Origin of the sequence: Streptomyces sp. NBC_00193 (assembly GCF_026342735.1) — a bacterium.
Classification (GTDB): Bacteria; Actinomycetota; Actinomycetes; order Streptomycetales; family Streptomycetaceae; genus Streptomyces; species Streptomyces stoeckheimensis.
The window spans coordinates 3,255,712-3,276,626 of sequence record NZ_JAPEMM010000001.1; the positions used below are offsets into that span (position 1 = coordinate 3,255,712).

The 20,915-nt window shown below is 71.8% G+C and carries 15 protein-coding genes; 10 read left to right on the forward strand and 5 right to left on the reverse strand.

Annotation, left to right across the window (positions count from 1 at the left end):
- Positions 1-206: 206 nt before the first annotated feature.
- Complete coding sequence (locus OG898_RS14520; protein WP_250742742.1) at positions 207-1,577, forward strand: hypothetical protein; 1,371 nt, start codon at positions 207-209, stop codon at positions 1,575-1,577.
- Between the two features lie 36 nt (positions 1,578-1,613).
- Here the strand turns inward: OG898_RS14520 and OG898_RS14525 are convergent, their stop codons facing one another.
- Positions 1,614-2,975 (reverse strand): ABC transporter substrate-binding protein, encoded by a 1,362-nt coding sequence (locus tag OG898_RS14525; RefSeq protein WP_266957207.1) that lies wholly within the window; start codon positions 2,973-2,975, stop codon positions 1,614-1,616.
- A 231-nt stretch (positions 2,976-3,206) separates the two neighbouring features.
- Here OG898_RS14525 and OG898_RS14530 point away from each other — a divergent pair, with 231 nt between their 5' ends.
- Positions 3,207-3,653 (forward strand): hypothetical protein, encoded by a 447-nt coding sequence (locus OG898_RS14530; protein WP_250742758.1) that lies wholly within the window; start codon positions 3,207-3,209, stop codon positions 3,651-3,653.
- Positions 3,654-3,672: 19 nt separating this feature from the next.
- Positions 3,673-4,548 carry a formyltetrahydrofolate deformylase gene (purU, locus tag OG898_RS14535; RefSeq protein ID WP_250742740.1) on the forward strand — a complete coding sequence of 292 codons (876 nt, stop codon included), beginning with the start codon at positions 3,673-3,675 and terminating at the stop codon, positions 4,546-4,548.
- A gap of 71 nt (positions 4,549-4,619) precedes the next feature.
- On the opposite strand, the gene OG898_RS14540 is transcribed toward purU, so the two are convergent.
- Both OG898_RS14540 and OG898_RS14545 read right to left on the reverse strand, forming a co-directional pair.
- On the reverse strand, positions 4,620-6,068 hold the full coding sequence (locus OG898_RS14540) for a zf-HC2 domain-containing protein (protein WP_266957209.1): 1,449 nt from the start codon (positions 6,066-6,068) through the stop codon (positions 4,620-4,622).
- The gene (locus OG898_RS14545; RefSeq protein WP_250742738.1) at positions 6,065-6,643 is read right to left on the reverse strand and encodes a sigma-70 family RNA polymerase sigma factor; all 579 of its coding nucleotides are present in this window, start codon (positions 6,641-6,643) and stop codon (positions 6,065-6,067) included. Before OG898_RS14545 ends, OG898_RS14540 begins: the two co-directional genes overlap by 4 nt.
- 341 nt (positions 6,644-6,984) lie before the next feature.
- Here OG898_RS14545 and OG898_RS14550 point away from each other — a divergent pair, with 341 nt between their 5' ends.
- Positions 6,985-7,503, forward strand: a complete 519-nt coding sequence (locus OG898_RS14550) for an EF-hand domain-containing protein (RefSeq protein ID WP_266957212.1) — start codon at positions 6,985-6,987, stop codon at positions 7,501-7,503.
- Positions 7,504-7,632: 129 nt separating this feature from the next.
- On the opposite strand, the gene OG898_RS14555 is transcribed toward OG898_RS14550, so the two are convergent.
- The gene (locus OG898_RS14555) at positions 7,633-11,010 is read right to left on the reverse strand and encodes an ALF repeat-containing protein (RefSeq protein ID WP_266957214.1); all 3,378 of its coding nucleotides are present in this window, start codon (positions 11,008-11,010) and stop codon (positions 7,633-7,635) included.
- Positions 11,011-11,597: 587 nt separating this feature from the next.
- Here OG898_RS14555 and OG898_RS14560 point away from each other — a divergent pair.
- Together OG898_RS14560 and OG898_RS14565 are read left to right on the forward strand one after the other, a co-directional pair.
- Complete coding sequence (locus OG898_RS14560) at positions 11,598-12,122, forward strand: hypothetical protein (RefSeq protein ID WP_266957216.1); 525 nt, start codon at positions 11,598-11,600, stop codon at positions 12,120-12,122.
- Positions 12,123-12,236: 114 nt separating this feature from the next.
- Positions 12,237-14,693, forward strand: coding sequence for a trypsin-like serine protease (locus tag OG898_RS14565; protein ID WP_266957218.1), 2,457 nt, complete (start codon positions 12,237-12,239; stop codon positions 14,691-14,693).
- Between the two features lie 95 nt (positions 14,694-14,788).
- On the opposite strand, the gene OG898_RS14570 is transcribed toward OG898_RS14565, so the two are convergent.
- Positions 14,789-16,342, reverse strand: coding sequence for an AMP-binding protein (locus tag OG898_RS14570; RefSeq protein ID WP_266957220.1), 1,554 nt, complete (start codon positions 16,340-16,342; stop codon positions 14,789-14,791).
- 180 nt (positions 16,343-16,522) lie between these two features.
- Here OG898_RS14570 and OG898_RS14575 point away from each other — a divergent pair, with 180 nt between their 5' ends.
- The 4 genes from OG898_RS14575 (at position 16,523) to OG898_RS14590 (ending at position 20,669) form a co-directional block, all read left to right on the forward strand.
- Positions 16,523-17,731 (forward strand): amidohydrolase family protein, encoded by a 1,209-nt coding sequence (locus OG898_RS14575; RefSeq protein ID WP_250742735.1) that lies wholly within the window; start codon positions 16,523-16,525, stop codon positions 17,729-17,731.
- A gap of 5 nt (positions 17,732-17,736) precedes the next feature.
- On the forward strand, positions 17,737-18,891 hold the full coding sequence (locus OG898_RS14580) for an acyl-CoA dehydrogenase (protein WP_250742734.1): 1,155 nt from the start codon (positions 17,737-17,739) through the stop codon (positions 18,889-18,891).
- Between the two features lie 7 nt (positions 18,892-18,898).
- Positions 18,899-19,846: an acyl-CoA dehydrogenase family protein gene (locus OG898_RS14585; protein ID WP_266957223.1), complete on the forward strand. Its 948-nt coding sequence runs from the start codon at positions 18,899-18,901 to the stop codon at positions 19,844-19,846.
- A 352-nt stretch (positions 19,847-20,198) separates the two neighbouring features.
- Positions 20,199-20,669 carry an ATP-binding protein gene (locus OG898_RS14590; protein ID WP_250742732.1) on the forward strand — a complete coding sequence of 157 codons (471 nt, stop codon included), beginning with the start codon at positions 20,199-20,201 and terminating at the stop codon, positions 20,667-20,669.
- Positions 20,670-20,915: the final 246 nt, after the last annotated feature.

Consider the following 20,915-nt stretch of genomic DNA (forward strand, 5'->3'; position numbering starts at 1 on the left):
CCCCGCGCGTTCATCCGACTGCTGCGGGGTTTGACGGACGACCCGCCCCAGGGGTTGTACGGATCACGGCACCTATCCCGCCGATACCGGACGCCCGGTGGCCGGTACGGCCTGCGGCGACGAGGCCGACACTGGCAAATTCACCGGGGGACGGTAGCGTGAGCCGACGGTTCCGCGGACGCGGACAGGTCGGAGAGGGAGTTCCGGTGACGGAGAGCGGACAGGGCGGCAGCCCGCAGGGAGGCGAGCCGTGGGGCCCGCCCGTGCCCGCACAGCCGCCGACGCAGCCGCCCGTGCAGCCCGGCGGGGAGCCGGAGTACCTGTACGGCCAGCCCTCCTACGGATACCCCGCACCGGGCGGCCCCTCCTACGGCTACCCGCAGGGTCACGTCGTCGGCCCGGGCTACGAGGGCCCCGGCGACCCCCACGGCTACGGCTACCCGCCGCTGCCGGAGGCGGCCACCCAGTACATTCCGCCGGTCCCCGCGGCCCCCGCGCACGGTGAGGCGGCCACGCAGTACATCGCCCCCGTCCCGGCCGCCCCCGCGCACGGCGAGGCGGCGACGCAGTACATAGCGCCGGTACCCGCCGGACCCGCGCACGGCGAAGCCGCCACGCAGTACATTCCGCCGGTCCCCGCCGCCCCCGGGCACGACGAGGCCGCGACGCAGTACATTCCGCCGGTTCCGGCCGCGCCCGCGGATCCCGCAGCCGGGTTCGACGGGCTGTTCCGGGGGGACGTGCAGCACACGCAGCAACTGCCTCCGATCCAGGAGCCGGTGCTCCGCCAGCAGCCGCCGCGGCGGCCGCATCCGCAGCAACCGCCGCAGTACCAGCAGCACATGCAGCAGCACCCGCAGCAACAGCAGTACCCGCCGCAGCAGTTCCAACAGCAGCAGTTCCAGCCCCACTTCCAGCAGCCGCAGGACCCCGCGCCCGCGCCCCGCAGGGTCTCGCCCGCGATCGTCGCCGCCGTCGTCATCGGCCTGGCCGTCGTCGGGCTCGGAGTCGGTGCGCTGCTCAGCGACGGCAAGGCGCAGAACAACGACCCGGCCGCCGCGGCGCCCACCCCCAAGCCCGGCAGCTCCGCCGCGGACAGTGCGGAGGCTCCGCTGGACCCCGCGCAGCCGCAGGCGGTCCAGCTCGACAAGCTCCTCGCGGACAGCAACGACAGCCGGGCCGCGGTGATCAAGGCTGTCGAGGACATCAAGGGCTGCAGCAACCTGGACCAGGCGGCCACCGACCTGCGCGACGCGGCCCGCCAGCGCGAGGAGCTGGTGACCCGGCTCCAGGAGCTCAAGGTGGACAAGCTCCCGGACAACGCGAAGCTGACCGCGGCCCTCACCAAGGCGTGGAAGTCCTCCGCCGAGGCGGACAACAGCTACGCGTCCTGGGCGGACGACATCAAGTCCGACGGCGACAAGTGCAAGGACGGCAAGGCCAAGTCGACCGGCAACGCCGCGGACGGGAACAAGGCCAGCGGCGACGCCACCAAGGCGAAGGAGAACGCGGCGGGGATGTGGAACACCATCGCCGCCAAGTACGGCCTCACCAAGCGGGACAAGAGCCAGCTGTAGGGGCGCGGGCGCGTCCAGGACGCGCCCCGGCACCCCCTAGCTCGAACGGGGGGCCTGCTCCAGGGTCTTGGTCATGTCCATGGACTGCTCGCCGCCCGGCTGGGCGACCAGTCGGCCCTGCTGGACGACCTGGAAGGTGACCCGGCCGTTGACCATGCGGGGGAAGCCGGAGACGGCGCGCATGTCCTGGTAGCGCCAGCTGAGGTCGGGGGTCAGGCCGCCGGTCTTGACGGGGTCGGACTGGTTGAGCTTGCGCGTGAGGGTGCGCCCGGTGAGGTCCTCGTCCTCCTTGAACCGCTTCACCATCTCGCTGAACACCGTGTACGCGATCCAGGTGGTCTGGGCACCGCTGTCGTCGGGGTCCACGGCGTTGTCGCCGAAGGCGTGGTCCGCGATCACGTTGCGCATCTGCGTCCACAGGGGGTCGGCCGAGACCGGGTACCAGCTCGTGACGTACGCGCCCTCGAAGGGGCTCTCCTTGCCGCCGGTGCGGTCGACCAGGGCCTGGCTGACGGAGCCGAGCACGGAGGAGACCTGCGGTTTGCGGTTCTGGGAGTCGGCGCGGCGGAAGGCGTCGAAGAAGGTCTCGGTGCGGGCGCCGAGCACGGCGGCCACGCAGCCCCTGTCCTTGCCGTCCTTGCCGTCCTTCGCGGAACTCGCGCCACCCTTCGACGGCGCGGCCGGGGCGGCGGGGGCGCCGGGGGAGGAGGCGGCCAGTGCCTCGTTGGCCTGGACGGCGAGGTCCGCGGAGTCCTCGGCGGCCCGGATGTCGCTGGCCGGGCCCATCTGGTTGGCCTTCAGGCCGGCGTTGAGTTGGAGGGGCAGGGAATCGCCGGCGAGGGTGTCGGGGCGGACCAGGGCGACCTTGGCGCAGGCGCGCCCCAGCTGGTGGCCGGCGCCGGCCACCAGGACGGGCTGGCCGCCGTTGACGGGGTAGGAGAGCGGGGACTGGAACTCCTCCGCGGAGACTCCGTACCCGCCGATGAACGGGATGCCCTCGGCTTCCAGCGGGGCCAGGAAGGCGCGTCCGTGCTGGCTGTAGGAGCCGATGACGGCGACGGCCTTCTCGGCGACCGCCTTGCGGGCGCAGTCGGCGGCGCCGGTGGCCGTGTTGCGCTCGTCGCAGGTCAGGACGCGCAGCTTGCGGCCGTTGATGCCGCCCTTGGAGTTGACCCAGCGCTCGTAGGCCTTGGCCATGCCCGGCATGCCGGGCATGTTGGTCGCCTTGGACTCCACCGGGGCGAAGGTCATGACCGTGAGGGTGTCGGCGCCCCCGGAGCCCCCCGAGCCTCCGGGGAGCGCCCCGCAGCCGACGACGAGACAGGCGCCCATCGCCATGGCCGTGGTCCGGGCCAGAAAGGTGCGGGACAGTGCTGCTGCGCATCGCCGGGTGGTCATGTGCATGCACCATTCCGCGCCCCGGGTAACTGAAGTGTGAGGTGTGCACAACATCAGGTGACACCCAGGTGAATTACGGGTGGCGCCCACACGCTCGGTGAACGCCGGGCGGTTCCGGGCCCCCGGCCGCAGGCGCCTGAAGATCACGTCGAACGGGAACGTACGATCGAAAGCGTGACATTCGCCCAAGGTTCGAAGAACTCTTCCCGCCGCGGCGGCCGCTCCTCCACCATGGGCGGCATGCCCCTCAACGACATGCCGTGGTGGCGCTGGCGCAGCAACGTGCGCTCGGCGCTGCACATGCTCTCCGACCCCGCGTTCCAAGAGGACACCTGGCTGGCCGGCGCCGAAGGGTACGGGGACGTCACCGACGCCGTGTACCGGCTCGTCGAGGACACCTGGCTCGACAGCTGGTCCGCGGAGAAGTACGTCGGCACGATCTTCCGCGACTCGCAGGAAGCGGCCCTGGTCGACCTCGCCGTGCTGCGCGTGCTGCGGATCATGCACCAGATAGGCCCCGACGCCCCGGTCTCCGGCTACCTGGAGCACCACGCCTGGCCGGAGGCGGTACGGGCCGCGCGCGAAGCCCACGTACGGCTGGCGACGGCGGACGGGGACGACCCGGACGCGCGTCCGCGCTCACTGGACGTCCTGAGGATCCTCACGCGCGCGGCGTGATGTGGAAGGCTGTGGGGTCATGAGCGACGACCCGCAGCCCCAGGCCACGCAGCAGTACGTACTGACCCTCTCATGCCCGGACAAGCAGGGCATCGTGCACGCCGTGTCCAGCTATCTGTTCATGACCGGGTGCAACATCGAGGACAGCCAGCAGTTCGGCGACCGCGACACCGGCCTCTTCTTCATGCGGGTCCACTTCGCCGCCGACGCTCCGGTGACCGTGGAGAAGCTGCGGGCCAGCTTCGCCGCGATCGGCGACACCTTCCGGATGGACTGGCAGATCCACCGCTCCGACGAGCGCATGCGGATCGTGCTGATGGTGTCCAAGTTCGGGCACTGCCTCAACGACCTGCTCTTCCGCCACCGCATCGGCGCGCTGCCGGTGGACATCGCGGCGGTGGTGTCGAACCACACCGACTTCGAGGAACTGGTCGGCTCGTACGGGGTCCCGTTCGTGCACATCCCGGTGACGAAGGACACGAAGGCGGCGGCGGAGGCGCAGCTGCTGGAGCTGGTGCGGGCCGAGGACGTCGACCTCGTGGTCCTCGCCCGCTACATGCAGGTGCTGTCGGACACCCTGTGCAAGGAGCTGAGCGGGCGGATCATCAACATCCACCACTCGTTCCTGCCGAGCTTCAAGGGCGCGAAGCCGTACCACCAGGCGCACGCCCGGGGCGTGAAGCTGATCGGTGCGACCGCGCACTACGTGACGGCCGACCTGGACGAGGGCCCGATCATCGAGCAGGAGGTCGAGCGGGTGGGACACGAGGTCACCCCCGACCAGCTGGTGGCGATCGGGCGCGACGTGGAGTGCCAGGCGCTGGCGCGGGCCGTGAAGTGGCACAGCGAGCACCGGGTCCTGCTGAACGGGACCCGGACGGTCGTCTTCACGTAGCCCCCCGGCCGGACGAGCCTGGTCGGTAGGGCCCGCGGTCGGTGGGCCCCGGCCGGAAGGGCGCCCGGGCCCTACATCCGGCTCAGGGACGCTGCCGCGAAGAGGACGTCCCGGATGGCTTCGCGGTCGCCGTTCTGGCCGACCGCGGCATCCTCCGGGGAGATGTGGCCCGCGGCGAGCTGGCAGAATTCGGCGCCGTCCAGGGCGATCCGGGCCACCGTGTGGTCCGGCGAGGGCTTCGCCGCGGGGGAGTCCAGGGCGATGTCCCAGCCGCCGCCTCCCGCCCCCTCGATCTCCAGGTGCAGGGTCCGGCCCGGCGCCCCCGCCGCGACCAGCCCGCGCGGCGGCGCCGCCAGTCCCGCCCGCCGGCGCCAGGCCAGGGCCGCCGGCAGGAGCCGGGCGGCCAGGTCGATCATCCGGTTCAGGTGGGGTGCGGCCGGCGGCCCGTACGGGTAGTCCACCGCCTCCGCGATGTCCACGGCGTGGACCCAGCACTCGAAGGCCCGCTCCAGGAAGGCGTCCCCGAGGGGCAGGGCGAAGGGGCCGTAGTCCACGTCCAGCTCGGCCACGCCGCTGCCCGCGAAGGACACCGTGCGGACCAGGGTGTGGCCCTGCTCCCGCCACGGCTCGCGGACCCGGCGGGTGGTCGGGTACGGGGAGTCCTCCCAGAAGCGTTCCGTGCGCTCGGCCGGGGTGTCCGCGGACGCGTCACGGCCCAGCGGGTCGTCCAGGCCCAGCGCGGCCGCCACCAGGCCGTCCACCGCCAGCAGGTGCCCGATGACCCCGGCCACCGTGGTCCGGCGCGACTGGCGCTGTTCCTCCTCGAACCACTTCAGCCGGACCGGGGTGTGCCACTCCGAGTCCCCGAAGTCCCGCAGCAACGCGTCGAGCCGGGCCGCCTCGGTGTCGTACGGACTCGCCCACACCGGGACCGGGATGCGGGCCGGGCGCTTGCCGAGGCAGTCCTCCAGCACGCGCGAGCGCAGCAGCGGCTTGAGGTCGAGGCTCTCCTCCGGGCGCAGCAGTCCCACGGCGTCGCGCAGCCGCAGCGCCTCCTCGGCGCAGCGTGCGCATTCGGTGAGGTGGTCCTCGACGGCCTGGGTCTCCTCCGCGGAGCACGCCGCCAGGGCCCATGCGCCGAGCAGGGACTTCAGTACGGCGTGGGTGGGCGGGGGCGCTGCCGGGACGGGAGCGGGCTCGGGTTTGGGTTCGGGTTCGGGTTCCGGATCGGCGGGCGCCGGTGCGGCGGGGTGGGCGGAGACCTCGGGGTACTTCATGTACTCCGAGTCGTCCAGGGCGTCGAGGTCCACGAGGCCGTCGCGGTCGTCGCGGTGGTCCGGCCCGTCGGGGTCCAGGGGCCCTTCCGCGGACGGCGCGTACCCCGGCCGCTCGAGGTCGAGGTCGTCGGCAGCCCCGCGCGGGCCCGGTATGCGCGCAGGGCCGCCGGAGCGCGGGGGCTGTTCGTGCCGCTCGTACTCTTCGCCGTCTTCTTCGCCGAAGGGGCTCGGAGGCATCGTCATCGGGTGGTTCCATATCCGGAGGGGCCGTATCCCGGCGGGACCATGTCGTCGCGCGGGACGGCGTTGGCCGTGGACAGGAGTTGCAGGCCCAGGCGCAGCCGGCGCCGGGCCTCGTCCTCGCTGATCTGCAGGTCGGCGGCGGCCTGGCGGTAGTCGCGGCGCTTGAAGTAGGCGAGTTCGAGCGCGGCGCGCAGGGGTGCGGGCATCGAGGTGACGATGAAGTCGGCGCGGGCCGCCGCGTTGGCGGTGCGCACCTTCTGTTCCAGTTCCTCGCGGGAGCCGTTGCCCAGTTCGGCCTGGCGCAGGCGGGCGACGGCCTGCCCCTGGGTGATGCGGGCGACCCAGGAGCGCATGGAGCCCTGCTTGGGGTCGTAGGCGTCCGGGTTCTCCCAGATGTAGCCGAAGACCTCGCGGGTGACCCGGTCGGCGGCCTTCTCGTCGCCGAGGACCCGGTGGGCGAGGCTGTGCACGAGCGAGGCGAAGCGGTCGTACAGCTCGCCGAGCGCGGCGGCCTCGCCGCGGGCCAGGCGTTGTTGCATGCGGCGGTCCCAGCGCGGTGGTGCGTCCTTCGGCATCGTGCCCCCAGCCGGGATCCCCGGTTTCGCAGCCGTGTGTCGACCACTCGAATGTAGTGGGCATCCAGCGGTGTGTGCCCGTTTTGCCAGAACCCCGTCCCGGAAGTGCGCCCTGAGTGATAGGGGCGTCGCACGGCGTGAGCGCGGATGCAGTGCCCGGGCCCCGCTGTTGGGAAAAAACAATGGGTACAGGCGTACGCGCCCCACCGCGCTCCTCGTGCGCTGGTTCGATGCGGCCACCTCCTTGCCCGCTTCGCTTAACGCGCAGGCCACGTAGGCCTTACGCTCCTGTCCTGTCTTGAACTGCACCCCACCGCACACGTGAAGGCGGAACGCCGAATATGGACAGCGCAGAATACGAGCGCAAGATCGCCGCCCGCTTCGCCACCTTCGACCAGGACGGGTCCGGGTATATCGACCGGGAGGACTTCAGTACGGCGGCCAAGGCGGTCCTGGCCGAATTCGCCGTTGCGGCCCGGTCCGACAAGGGCCAGGCCGTCTTCGCCGGCGCGGAGGCCTTCTGGCAGGGCATGGCCGGCATCGCGGACGTGGACGGGGACCAGCGGGTGTCCCGCGAGGAGTTCGTCACGGGCGCGGCGAAGCGGCTGCGGGACAACCCGCTCCGGTTCGCGGAGATCGCGCGGCCGTTCCTGCGGGCGGTGATCGCGGCGGCTGACGCGGACGGCCTCGGTGCGACCCCGGCGGCGACGGCGCGCGTCCTGCGCGTGCTGGGCACGCCGGAGGAACTGGCGGGCCCGGTCGCGACGGCGCTGGACGCGGACGGCGACGGGCGCATCACCGAGGACGAGATCCTGGCGGCCTTCGCCGGCTACTGCGGGGTGGCCGCGCCGGACGCGTAGCCCCCGGCGGGACGGGAACGGGGCGGCGGGGCGGTACGGGGGCCGGAGGCTCCGGCCCCCGCACGGTAAAACAGGACCTTGAGCGGTCCGTTGCCGCGCGGAAGCCGGGAGCGTCGGGCTCCTACCGGTTCAGTGTCCGGAGCCCAGCCAGCTGGTGATCGTCGAGACGGCTTCGCGGCCGATCCCGGAGATCTCCTTGACGAGGTGCGAGCCCCCGGCGGCGTGGGCGATCCTGCCCACGCCGAAGGTCAGAGCGCTGATGGTGGTGATGCCCAGCGACCTCTTGAATTCGCTGCTGGTCCAGCCGTAGCCGATTCCCGTGAAGATCGTGCTGGCCACGTCGAGGACGACCGTGGCGGTGGAGAAGCCGAGGGCGGCGGCCGCGAGGAACGGTGCGGCGGGAGCCGTGATGACGAAGGCCCCGGCTGCCAGGCCGGTGAGGCCGAGCCCGACGCTCGTCCACCCGGTGTAGATGGCCGCTTCGTGAGTCTTGGAGGCCCACCCCTTCGCGGTAGTCCACCAAGGTGAGCCGTCGTCCTTGACGGTGTCGTGCTCGGGTGCGTCCGCCGGGTTGGTGCCGGCCTGCTTGGCGGCCTGCGCGGCTTCGGCCGCCTGCTTGGCGGCCTGCGCGATCTCGGTCTGGCGCATGCTCACCGCGATCTGGCGCGCTGCACTCGCGGCGACCGATGCCGTGGCAGCGTCCTTTCCGGCCTGGACGGCGGAGGAACGGGCCGAAGCGGCGGATGCCTGAGCGGCGTTGGCGGAGGCGATCGCGCTGCGGGCCGACGCCATCGCGCGGTTGGCGGAGTAGTTCGCCGAGCGGGCCGCGGTGGTGGCGGCTGCGGCGGCCTGCTTCGCCTTGTCCGCGGAGGCCTTCGCGTTCTGGGCCGACTGGTCGGCCTGGTTCGCGAGGGTGCTCGCCTCGTTCGCGGAGACGAGGGCCGAAGCAGCAGACGCCTTCGCCTTGTCCGCCCACTGCTGTGCAACGCTGGAGGCGTCGCGGGCGTAGGCCGCGGCTTCCTGGGCGCGGTGGGCGTCCTCCTGCGCCTTGTGGGCGATCTTCGCGGCCGCGGCGATCGCGCCCTGCATGGCGGCGATGTGGGTGGCGGAATCGTGGTCGAGCTGCGCGGACTTGTACTGCACGGCGTGGATGAAGTTGCGGCGCAGTGACGCCGGGGCCTCCATCGCGACCTGCGCGTAGGCCTTGGTGTAAGGGCCTCCGGTGACGAGGAGGGTCGAGGTGGCCACCCCGTCGTCCTCCTGCTGTGCCTTCTCGAAGGACGTCGTGATGAACTCGTACAGGGCGTCCGCGGTCCCGGCGTCCAGCGCCTTGCTGGCCGCCGCCTTCATCGCCTTGCCGGGGCTCTCGGCCAGCAGGGTGGAGAGCACGACGCGGTTGTCCGTCATCGCGGCCTGGATCGCACCGCCGCTGAGGAACGTCGCCGCGGCCTCAGGGTCGGAGCTGTTGAGCGCCGCGGTCGCGGCGAAGGCGACCTTCGGAGGGGCGATCCGGGCGAGGAAGAGCGTGGTCTCCCGGTCGTCCTGGCGCTGTGCGATCTGCCGGTCGGTGTCGATCCAGGTGTGGATGTCGGCGTCCGCGCCGGACAGCGCGAACCGGGCGGCCTCCTGGGACCAGGAGCCCCTGGCGTCCATGTGGGCGAGTGCCGCCTTGCGGCCGAGGGTGGTGGCGGCGCCGGTGTTGCCCGACCGCAGTGCCGACTCGGCCTGGGCGACCAGGTCCTTCGTCGCCTGGGTCGTCTGCTCGGCCTGGGTCCGCTTCAGCTCGATCAGTGCCCGCTCATTGGCCTCGGCCTGCCTGATCTGCCGCATGTCCTCGACCGCGCGCTGCGTGTCCTGGTCCAGGCGCTGCCACTCGGCCTCGCGCGCGGCCTTCTCCACCGCGATCGCGGCGGTGACCGCGTCGGTGGCCGCCTTGGCGGCCCCGCTGGCCTCGTTGGCGAACTCGGTGGACTTGTTGGCGTGGTCCACCGACTGGCCCGCGTACTGGACGGCCCACTCGGCCGCGGTTGCCGCCTTGTCGGCGTGAGTGGCGGCGTCGTTGGCGGCATCCCGGGCGGCGCGGGCCGCCGTCGCCGAGGCGTTGGCCAGGGTCTGGGCGGTGCCGGCCGCGTTGGTGGCGATGTTGGCGTTGTTGGTGGCGATCTGTGCCTGGCGGCGGGCCTCGGCGGCCTCGGCCTGGGCCGCGCCCGCCGCGTTGGCGGCGGCCGCGGAGGAGCTCGCCGCGGAGGCGGCGGCGCGCGCGGCGCCGGCGGCGGAGGCGCCCGCGGCGGCGGACTGGGCCGAGGCGGTGGCGGCGAAGTCGGCAGCCTGGGCCGCGCTGCGGGCCCTGGCCGCGGCGTTGCGGGCGGCGACGGCCGCATCCTTGGCCGCGGAGGCCTGGGAGGCGTCCTTGGAGGCGGAGATGGCGGCGCGGTAGGCCATCGCGGCGGCGGAGCCGGCGGTGGCCGCGGCCTGACTGGCCGCCGAAGCGGCGTACGCGGCACGGCGGGAGGCGAGGATCGCGGCGTGGGAGGCGTTGGTGGCCACCCGTGCGGCGTCGGCCGCACCCTTCGCGGCCTCGGCGGCCTTGCCTGCGGCCTTGCCGGCCTTCGCGACGTCGTCCTGGGCGGCCTGGGCCTCGGCCGCCGCGGTCTCCGCGGCCTGCTTGGCCTTGTCGGCCGCGGCGACGGCGCGGGCGGACGCTTCCTCGGCCTGCTTCGTCTTGGCGGAGGCGCGCTTGCCCTCGCGTTCGACGACTGCGACGAGCTCCTCGATCTTCGAGCGCTCCTGATCGCGGGCACGGGCTATGTGCTGACCCGTCTCCAGGAACCACTCGATGTCGTTCTCGGTGCCGGACAGGGCCCGGTCGGCGTACTTCTGGACCTCCGGGCCCGCGCCCACCAGCATCTTGGAGGCCTCGACGCGCATGTCCGCGAACTGAGCGGTGAACTGGCCGTCCATCAGGAACGCTTCGAGCGCTTCCGGGGTGCCGGTGGTCAGTGCCGTGTTGCCGGCCCGGTTGACGCCCTTGCCGCCCGAGGCCATCACCGTGCTGGTGGCGACCCGCAGGTCCTCCAGGATGGACGCCTTGAAGCCCCCCGAGAGGAACGCGGAGACGGCGGCGGCACTGCCGTTGAGGGCGGCGGTGGCATCGCGCCGCGTTCCCTTGCCGCCCACCGCGAGGCCGGCCAGGAGCGCGGAGCGCTCGTCCTGCGCCGTCTCCTGGGCGAGCTTGACGGTCAGGAAGGCCTGCACGTCGGCGTCGGAGCCGGTCAGAGCGGCGGCCGCGGCGGCGCGAACGGCCTTGCCGCCCACCAGCCATGCCCTGACGACCTTCGCCCGCTCGGTGTCCGGCAGCAGGAACGGATCGCCGGGATCTTCGCCCGGCGGCGGTGTATCGGCCCACGCTGCCGTGGGGTTGAGCACGAGGCTGGACGTGGTGATGACGGCCGTGCCGGCCGCGGCGGCGGCGAGCACACGCCGCCTACTCCAGTAGGTGGTGTCCACAGCGTTCCTTCGGGAGAGACGTCTGGCGGGCGCGCGCATTCGACGGCATATCGCCGGATGGAGAGCGGAATATCGCCAGACAAGGAGAGGTGTATTGGTCGCGCGGATGCTCCCGGACCGCAAAGGCGTCGAGCGGGAGAATGGCAGATGTGCACCGTGACCATATGCAGGAAATGGCGTGTTGAACACCAGCGAAAACCCGCCAGATCCGATCGGATGAAATGTGGCCGGATCTCGACCAAATTTCTTTTCGGATCCGTACAACCCTTTTCGAGTGTGCTGCAGATCACTCACGGGTCTGCTGTTTTGTAATGAGTTGCGAGGTTTTATTCAGTGGACCGGAGGCCTAGGCCGGTGCTCTCATACGACTGGTCATCGGCGACTTCTGGGCGCCGAGTTCGTCACCCTTCACGCCGTGTGCCGATTCTTCGGTGCGGGTGAAAGGTGGCGATTTTGCTGGGAGCGGGGGGCTTCCAGGGAGATATGTGCTCTTGTGTGAGTCGATATCTCGTTGGTCGAATCGAGGCCTTCACCCCTGCGTTGACATGCCTTCCGGGATTCCCCCCGGACTGACGACTGGGACAGTGATGAAGGTACGTAGCGCAATTGCGCGAACTGTTGGTGTGGCCTTGGGAGCGAGTGCTCTGGCATGGGCCGCGATCGCGGGCGGAGCGACGGGAGTCTCCGCCCCGGAGGACACCGCGGCGATGAAGGCGATCGCCGACGAGGGCCCGGGCTATGCGGTCGAGGACTTCGGCTACCCGAACGCCGACAAGATCCTCGCGGAGCAGGGCATCACCCTCAAGCGCGGCGACGGACACATCCTCCTCGCCGACTGCGCGAGCGGGACCGACCTGCTCCAGGTCATGACCCGCGAGCAGAGCAGCCTGATCTGTTTCCGCGTCACGGGCTCCAGCGGATACCTCGCTCTGGAGATCCCCGCCGTCCATGCGGTCAAGGGCAACAACTACGCGACGAAGGTCGAGATGACCGCCGGCGCCGACAGCAGCACGTTCGACATCACCAAGAACACCTGGACCGGCGTCGGTGAGAGCGCGGACCCCGAGGGCCGGGACTTCATGCTCATGGAGATCAGGGCCACTGCCGGCTGACACCCGCACGGCAGCGCCGCGAGGAGCTGCCCGCACCCCCGACCGTCCTGCGGCACGCGCACCCCTTCCCATCCCGGTCCGTACGTGCCGGTGTCCCGTCCTTAAGGAACAAAAATGTCTGCACCCCGTCCGCGTACCGCGCGGGCAACAGGCCTCCTGATCACCGCCGCCGCGGTCTCGACGAGCCTGGTCTCCGCCGTCCCCGCCATCGCGGTCACCGGCCCCGATGCCGCCGCCGGCTCGCACGCGTACCTCGCGAAGCTGAACATCGGTGACGTGGAGACCGGCCGTGCCTGCACCTCGGTGCTGGTCGACCCGCGCTGGGTCCTGACCGCCGCCAGTTGTCTCGCCGCGAAGCCGGGCGACGCGGTCGTGGCCGGGAAGCCCGCGCTGAAGACCACCGCCACGTTCACCGGCCAGACCCGCGAGGTCGTGGAGGTCTCCGCGAGCGCAACCGACCGCGACCTGGTGCTGGCCCGCCTCGCGAGCCCCGTCACCGGCATCGCCCCCGTCAAGCGGGCAGCCGCCGCCCCCGCGGCCGGCGTCGACCTCACTGCGGCGGGCTTCGGGCGGACCAAGACGCAGTGGGTGACCGACACGGCCCACACCGGCGCCTTCACCACGGACTCCGCGGCCGCCGCGACCACCCTGGCGATCACGGGCAAGGGCGCCGACGTCATCTGCAAGGGTGACAGCGGAGGGCCGCTACTGAATGCGGCCGGCGAGCTGGTCGGCATCAACAGCCGCTCTTGGCAGGCGGGTTGCCTCGGTGCTCCGGCCGCCGAGACGCGTACCGGAGCCGTCGCGGCCCGCACCGACAACGTCGGGGCGTGGATCGACCAGACCGTCGCCCCGCGGAACGGCAATCAGGTGTCGCTGCTCGCCGGCGGCGGCGGGGCCATGTGGTCGCAGTTCGGCCACCTCGGCTACGGGGAGTACGGCGACGCGTGGGCCAAGATCAACGGGAAGAACGTGTCCCGGGTGGCCACCGTCCGCGACGGTGACCTGGTGCGCGCCTACGCCATCGCCGACGGCAAGGTCTACGGCCAGGACCTCGACCTGGCGTCGAGCGGCACCTGGTCGGGCTGGGGCGAGGTGCCCGGTGGTGCCGCAGGTGCGCAGGACATCTCCGCCTCGCTGGTCGGCACCAGCGTGCACGTGCAGATCGTCGGATCCGAGGGCAACCTCTACTCGCAGGTCGCCGACTACAAGGCCGGCCGCTGGAACAACGCCTGGACGGCGGTCGGGGCCTCCGGGCTGACCCGTGTCACCAGCGCACCCGCCGGGCCCATCGTGCGCGTGCAGGCCGTTTCGAACGGTCGCGTGTACGGCCGGGACTTCGACACCCGCAACAGCAGCTGGTCCCCGTGGGGCGAGATCCCGGGCGGTGCCACCGGTGTCAAGGACATCGCCTCCAGCATGATCGGCAACAACGTTCAGGTTCAGATCATCGGCGGAGACGGAGCCGTCTGGAGCCAGTTCGGCAACTACGACGCCGGCCGCTGGAACGACGTGTGGGCCAAGGCGGGTGGCGCCGGTCTGGCGAACATCTCGAGCGCGCCCACGGGCACCACCGTCGAGGTCTACGCGACCGACGCCGCGGGCAAGGTCAACAACGCCCGCCTCGACACCACCACCGGTAGCTGGAGCACCTTCCAGGAACTCAAGGGCGGCATCTCGGGCACCACTGACGTGGCCGCCGCGATCTCCGTCGCGCCCTCGAAGGTGACGCTCGCCGCCACCACGGGCAGCGCGCTGTCCCTCCAGACCGGCTCCCTGTCCAGCGGCGCCTTCGGCGCCCAGTGGACCGCCGTCAACGGTCTGCCGATCACCCAGCTGACCAGCGCCGACACCGGGAACACGATCCGCTACGTCGGTGTCGCCGGCGGCAAGGTCTACGACCGCGAGTACAACCCGTCCACCAACGTCTGGGGCACCTGGAACGAGGTCCCCGGTGGCGCGGCCGGCGTCAAGGACATCTCCACCTCGATGATCAACAACGTCCTGTACGTGCAGATCGTCGGCAGTGACGGCAACCTCTACACCCAGGTGGGCGACTACAACCTCGGCCGCTGGAACAGCACCTGGGCCGCCATCCCCGGAGTCACCGGGCTGACCGGCCTCACCTCGGTGAAGGCGGGACCGTACGTTCGCCTCTACGGCATCGCGTCCGGCAAGGTCTACGGCCGTGACCTCGACACCCGCAGCAACACCTGGAGCGTCTGGGGCGAACTGCCTGGTGGTATGACCGGCGCCAAGGACATCGCCATCTCCCGCGTCGGCCACACCGTCCAGCTCCAGGCGATCGGCGCCGACGGCGCGCTCTACGCCCAGGCCGGCGACTACCTGGCCGGTCTCTGGAAGCCGTCCTGGACCAAGGTCGGCGGAACCGGTCTGACCCGCATCTCCAGCGCCGCCGCCGCGGGCAACGTCAACGTCTACGCCATCGGCGCGGGCGGCAAGGTCCAGAGCATCACCTTCGACACCACGGTGGGCAACTGGACCTCCTGGCTCCAGGTCCCGGGCACCCTCACCAGCCCGGCCGACCTCACCGCCACCGCCACCAAGTAGCGCCGAGCGGCACCGGGCGTCATCGGCCCCGGCCGGACCAGGACCTCAACGTCCCGGTCCGGCCGGGGCCGCCGTCATTGCGTGCCGGCCCCGGGCTACGCGAACCGTTCGCGGAGCTTGTACTTGAGGACCTTGCGCAGGGCGTCGTTGCGGGGCAGGGCCTCGACCAGTTCCAGCTGCTCCGGGAGCTTGTGCGTGGAGAGGCCCTCCGCGCGGAGGTACGAGGTCACCTCGGGCAGGGTCAGGGGGGCTGCGCCCGGGGGCTGTTCGACGACCGCGCAGACGCGTTCTCCGCGTTCCGGGTCCGGCAGGCCGATGACGGCGACGTCGGCCACGGCGGGGAGCTGGTGGAGCAGGTCCTCGATCTCCTTCGCGGAGATGTTCTCGCCCTTGCGGATGATGACGTCCTTGCTGCGGCCGGTCAGGACCAGGTAGCCGTCCTTCGTGAGGTGGCCGAGGTCGCCGGTGACCAGGTAGCCGTCGGCGTCGAAGACGCCGGTGTTCTGGTCCCTGTTCAGGTACCCCTGGCAGACCGCCTCCCCGCGCAGGCGGACCTCCCCGTCGGTGTCCGGGGGGAGGAGCGTGCCTTCCGGGGTGGTGATGCGGATGGACATGCCCTGCGGGGGCCGGCCTTCCGTGGTGGCGAGGTTCTCCGCGGTGTCGTCCGGGGCGCCCATCGTGATCATGGGGACCTCGGTCATGCCGTAGCCGTGGGTGAGCTGGCAGCCCAGTTCGCGGACGACCGCGTGGTAGATCTCCGGGGGCTTCGGGGCGCCGCCGCCCGCGAGGAGGCGCAGGGTGGGGATGAGCTTGGCGGAGGGGTCCTTGCGCTGCTCGGTGAGGAACATGGAGTAGAAGGCCGTGGAGCCGCCGGCGACCGTGACCCCGTGGCGGCGGTAGCCGTCCAGGGCGTCGGGCATCGCGAACTTCTCGAAGAGGACCGCCGGGAACCCGTAGAGCAGGAGCATCACCGTGTAGTCGGGGCCGGCGATGTGGGCGAAGGGGAAGGCCATCGAGCCGACGTCGTCCGGTGTCAGGTGCAGGGCGTGGGCCAGGCAGGAGCCGCCCGCGATGAGGGAGCGGTCCGTGTGCAGGACCCCCTTGGGGTCCGAGGTGGTGCCCGAGGTCCAGTAGATCCACCGGACCGAGACGCCCTCCTCGGGGGGCGGGGGGAGCACCGCGGGGTCACCGGTGGGGAGGGACTCGTACGCCTCGAAGACGCCGTGCGCGCCGAGGCGGTGCGCCATCGCGGTGTGGTCGAAGCCGCGCCAGGTGCCGGGGACGGCGAAGAACTCCGCCTTCGATTCGCGCAGGGCGAAGCCGACCTCGCGGTCCCGGTAGAAGGGGATGACAGGGGTCTGGACGGCGCCGATGCGGGCGAGGGCGACCGAGAGCAGCACGGTCTCGATGCGGGTGGGGAGCTGCCAGGCGACCACCGTGCCGGGGCGCACGCCCATGCCGTACAGACCGGCAGCGACCTGCTCCGAGCGGTCGCGCAGCTCCGCGAAGGTCAGCCGGCGGTCGTCGGCCGGGTCGTCGGCGGCCTCGACGAGGACGGGGGCGTCGGGGGTCATGGCGGCCCGGCGGGTGATCAGGTCCCAGAGCGTGCGGGACCGGCTGAGTTCGACTGCGGTGCTGTTGTCCGTCATCCCGGACCCGCCTCCCCTTGGCCGCCACATGACCTGACGGATAGTCAGATCCAGCGCAGAGCGTAGAGCGCGGACGCTTGTCGGTCCAGGGGTGGGGAGCTAGCTTGGTTCCAGATTTCTGACGCCCCATCAGATTCGGGATGTCGGATCAGGTCCAACGGGATTCAGCGAGGGGACACCATGGAACTGCCTCGGATCATCAGCGTCGACGACCACGTCATCGAACCGGCCCACCTCTTCGACGTGTGGCTGCCGGCCAAGTACCGCGACCGCGGCCCCAAGGCGCTCACCGCCGGCATCGGCGAGCTCGCCTACACCGGCGGCAAGTACGTGATCACCATGGACCCCGACGGCCCGCCGACCGACTGGTGGATCTACGAGGACCTGAAGTTCCCGTACAAGCGCAACATCGCCGCCGTCGGCTTCGACCGGGACGAGATGACCCTGGAGGGCATCACCCGCGAGGAGATGCGGCGCGGCTGCTGGGACCCCAAGGCGCGCCTGCTCGACATGGACCTCAACCACGTCGAGGCATCCCTGTGCTTCCCGACCTTCCCGCGGTTCTGCGGGCAGACCTTCGCCGAGGCGAAGGACAAGGAGGTCGCCCTGGCCTGCGTGCGCGCGTACAACGACTGGATGGTCGAGGAGTGGTGCGGGGACAGCGGCGGCCGGCTCATCCCGCTCTGCATCATCCCGCTCTGGGACATCGACCTGGCCGTCGCCGAGATCCGCCGCAACGCCGCGCGCGGGGTGCGGGCCGTGACCTTCTCCGAGATCCCCACCTACCTCGGCCTGCCGTCCATCCACTCCGGCTACTGGGACCCCTTCTTCGCCGTCTGCCAGGAGACCGGCACCGTCGTCAACATGCACATCGGGTCCAGCTCCCAGATGCCCGCCGCCTCCCCCGACGCCCCGCCCGCCGTGCAGGCCGCGCTCAGCTTCAACAACGCCATGGCCTCGATGATGGACTTCCTGTTCAGCGGGGTGCTCGTCAAGTTCCCCACGCTGAAACTGGCGTACAGCGAAGGCCAGATGGGCTGGATCCCGTACGCCCTGGAGCGCGCCGACGACGTGTGGCAGGAGCACCGCGCCTGGGGCGGGGTCAAGGACCTGATCCCCGAGCCGCCGTCCACGTACTACTACCGGCAGATGTTCTGCTGCTTCTTCCGCGACAAGCACGGCATCGCCTCGCTGGACGTCGTCGGCCGCGACAACGCCACCTTCGAAACCGACTACCCGCACGTGGACTCGACCTTCCCGCACACCAAGGAGGTCGCCCTCGACCACGTCAAGGGTCTCGATGAAGAAACCGTGTACAAGCTCATGCGCGGAAATGCCATCCGTATGCTCGGACTTGACTTCGACAAGGACCGGCGGACGGGGCGGTAGGCGCAGTGGACCTCACCTATACCGAGGAGGAGCGCGAGTTCCGGGCCCGGCTGCGGGCCTGGCTCGCGCAGGTGCTCCCCGGGCTGCCGCCCAGGCCCTCGCCCGACGACTGGCCGGGCCGCCGCGCCTACGACGCGGGCTGGCAACGCCGGCTGTTCGACGCCGGGTACGCCGGACTGCACTGGCCGGTGGACGCCGGAGGCCGCGGGGCCACGCCCACGCAGCACCTGATCTACCTGGAGGAGACCGAGCGCGCGGGAGCCCCCTACGTCGGCGCGAACTTCGTCGGGCTGCTGCACGCCGGGCCGACCATCGCCGCCGAGGGCACCGCGGAGCAGCGGGCGCGCTGGCTGCCGCCCGTCCTGCGCGGCGACGAGATGTGGTGCCAGGGCTTCAGCGAGCCGGACGCGGGCTCCGACCTGGCCTCGCTGCGGACCCGCGCGGTCCGCGACGGCGACGAGTACGTGATCACCGGCTCGAAGATATGGACCTCGCACGCGGAGGTGTCCGACTGGTGCGAGTTGCTGGTCAGGACGGATCCGGACGCCGCCAAGCACCGGGGGATCTCCTGGCTGGCCATGCCGATGGACGCGCCCGGGGTGACGATCCGGCCGCTGCGCACCCTGGCCGGGTCCACGGAGTTCGCGGAGATGTTCCTCGACGAGGTGCGGGTCCCGGTCGCCAACCGGGTCGGCGCCGAGAACGACGGCTGGCGGGTCACGATGGTGACCCTGTCCTTCGAGCGCGGCACCGCCTTCGTCGGCGAGGTCGTCGCCTGCCGGCGCACCCTGGGCGAGCTGGCGCGCACCGCGAAGGCGAACGGCCGCTGGGACGACCCGGTCCTGCGCCGGCGCCTGGGCCGGCTGTACGGGGAGTTCGGCGCCCTGTGGCGGCTCACCCAGTGGAACGTCAGCGAGTCCGAGCGCTCGGGCGGGGTCCCGGGCATCGGCGGCAGCGTCTTCAAGCTGGCGTACTCGCACGCGCGCCAGGAGCTGTACGACACGGCCGCCGAGGTGCTGGGGGCCGAGGCCCTCTCGCTGGAGGAGGAGTGGACCCTGGACCGGCTCTCCTCGCTCTCGTACACGATCGCGGCGGGCACCTCGCAGATCCAGCAGAACATCGTGGCCGAGCGGATCCTCGGCCTTCCGAAGGGCAGGTGAGCGTTCCGTGGACTTCCAGCCGACGCAGGACCAGCGGGACCTGCGGGCAGGCGTACGGGACCTCCTGGCGGGCCGCTACGACCGCGAGGCGCTGCGCGCCTCGGTGGACGGGGCGGCCACCACGGGCCGGTCCGTGGACCGGGCCCTGTGGCGGGAGCTCGGCGAGGCCGGGTTCTTCGCGCTGCGGCTCCCGGAGGACGAGGGCGGGGTCGGGCTCGGCCTCCCGGAGGCCGTCCTCGTCTTCGAGGAGGCCGGGCGGGCGCTGCTGCCCGGCCCGCTGGTCGCCACCCACCTGGCCGCCGGGCTGGTGGCGGGCGCCGCGGAGGGGGAGGCGGTGGTAACGGCCTTCGACATGGAGGGCCCGCTGGTGGCCCACCTCGGCGAGTCCGACGCGGTCCTCGGCGCGGACGGGGAACCGGTCGACCCGGCCGGCTGGAACTACGCCGGGGAGCCGGTGCGCTCCGCGGACCCGCTGACCCCGCTGGCCCGGGTCTCCCTGCCGGGGCGGCCGGTGGCGGCCGGTGCCTACCGGGACGCGGGGGCGCTGCTGACGGCGGCCCTGCAGCTCGGCAGCGCGCTGCGCACGGTGGAGCTCGCGGTGCGGTACGCCAAGGAGCGCGAGCAGTTCGGGCAGCCGATCGGGGCGTTCCAGGCGGTCAAGCACCTGTGCGCGCAGATGCTGGTGCGCGCGGAGGTGGCCCGTACGGCGGTCTACGCGGCCGCCGTGACGGCCGATCCGGCGGAGGTGGCCGGAGCCAAGCTGCTGGCCGACGAGGCGGCCGTGCGCAATGCCCGGGACTGTCTGCAGGTGCACGGCGGGATGGGCTTCACCTGGGAGGCGGACGTGCACCTGCACCTGAAGCGGGCGTGGGTGCGGGCGGAGCAGTGGCGGACGGCGGCGCAGGCGGAGGAGGCGCTGGCGGCCGAGCTGCTGGCGGCGGCGGCGGCGGAGTAGGCGGCGGCGGCCGAGTGGGCGGAGCCGCTCGCTCGCTGTGACGGAGGGGTACGGGAGGGACGGCGCGGGACGCATGTCCGATTACAGAGAGTTGATATCGGTTTGTGTCCTTCGCCCGACTCATTGCGGGCCGGAGGCGGGGGGCCGCTCCGGTACGCTCCCGGGAATGCGAGCGGTTGAGCGGCGCGAGCGCCGCACAGTATGCACCACGCCCACTCCTTCACGCTGGAATATGCCCGAAGCGCTTGTTGTGGTGACTGTATGTCAACCATGCTGCTCCGCAAGGGGGTCACACTCGGTGACCCCGTCCTGTCGCGAGGCGAAGTGTCCGCCGGTTCGGATGGTGTGAGCGGTGCAGGTGCTTCAGGTTCAGCTGGAGGTAGGACCGGACCCCGCCGAGGTCGGCCGGGCCCGCCGATGGGCCCGCTCCCGGCTCGCGGGCTGCGGCATAGGGGATGACGAGCCCCTCGCCGAGACCCTGATCCTGCTGATCTCCGAGCTGGTCACCAACGCCGTCGTGCACACCGGCTGTCCGGCCGTGCTGCGCATGCTCTTCGGGGAGCCGGGGGTGCGGGTGGAGGTCGCGGACGCGAGCGACCGGGCCCCGTCCCCGCGGCAGGCCGCCGGCGACGACACGGGCGGCCGCGGGCTGGAACTCGTGGACGGGCTGGCGGACCGCTGGGGCTGGCAGCGCGAGGGAGCCGGCAAGCGGATCTGGTGCGAGATCGACCGCGAGGAGAAGGCCGCGGAGGGGGGCGGGGACGCCGCCCCGGACGGATCGGAAATCCGCGACCCGAACCGGGAACCGCGCGTGTACCTCTAACGAGGTGTTGACGGTTCGTCAACTGGTGATCACTCTTGTGTTGAACGATTCGTCGCGAGGGGACGCCAAGGGTCAGTCCTGCCTTGACGAGTGCGGGTCGTGGGGTGGCGGCCGCCGTGCCGCGCTCGGGGCGTGCATGCGCGCCGCCGCCACCCGCAGCACCACTCCTTCTTGACGCACCGCTCGCGCGGCTCGGCCCTGGCGGGCCTCCCCGGCTTCGCGGTGCTGCGCCGGACTCCGTCCGGC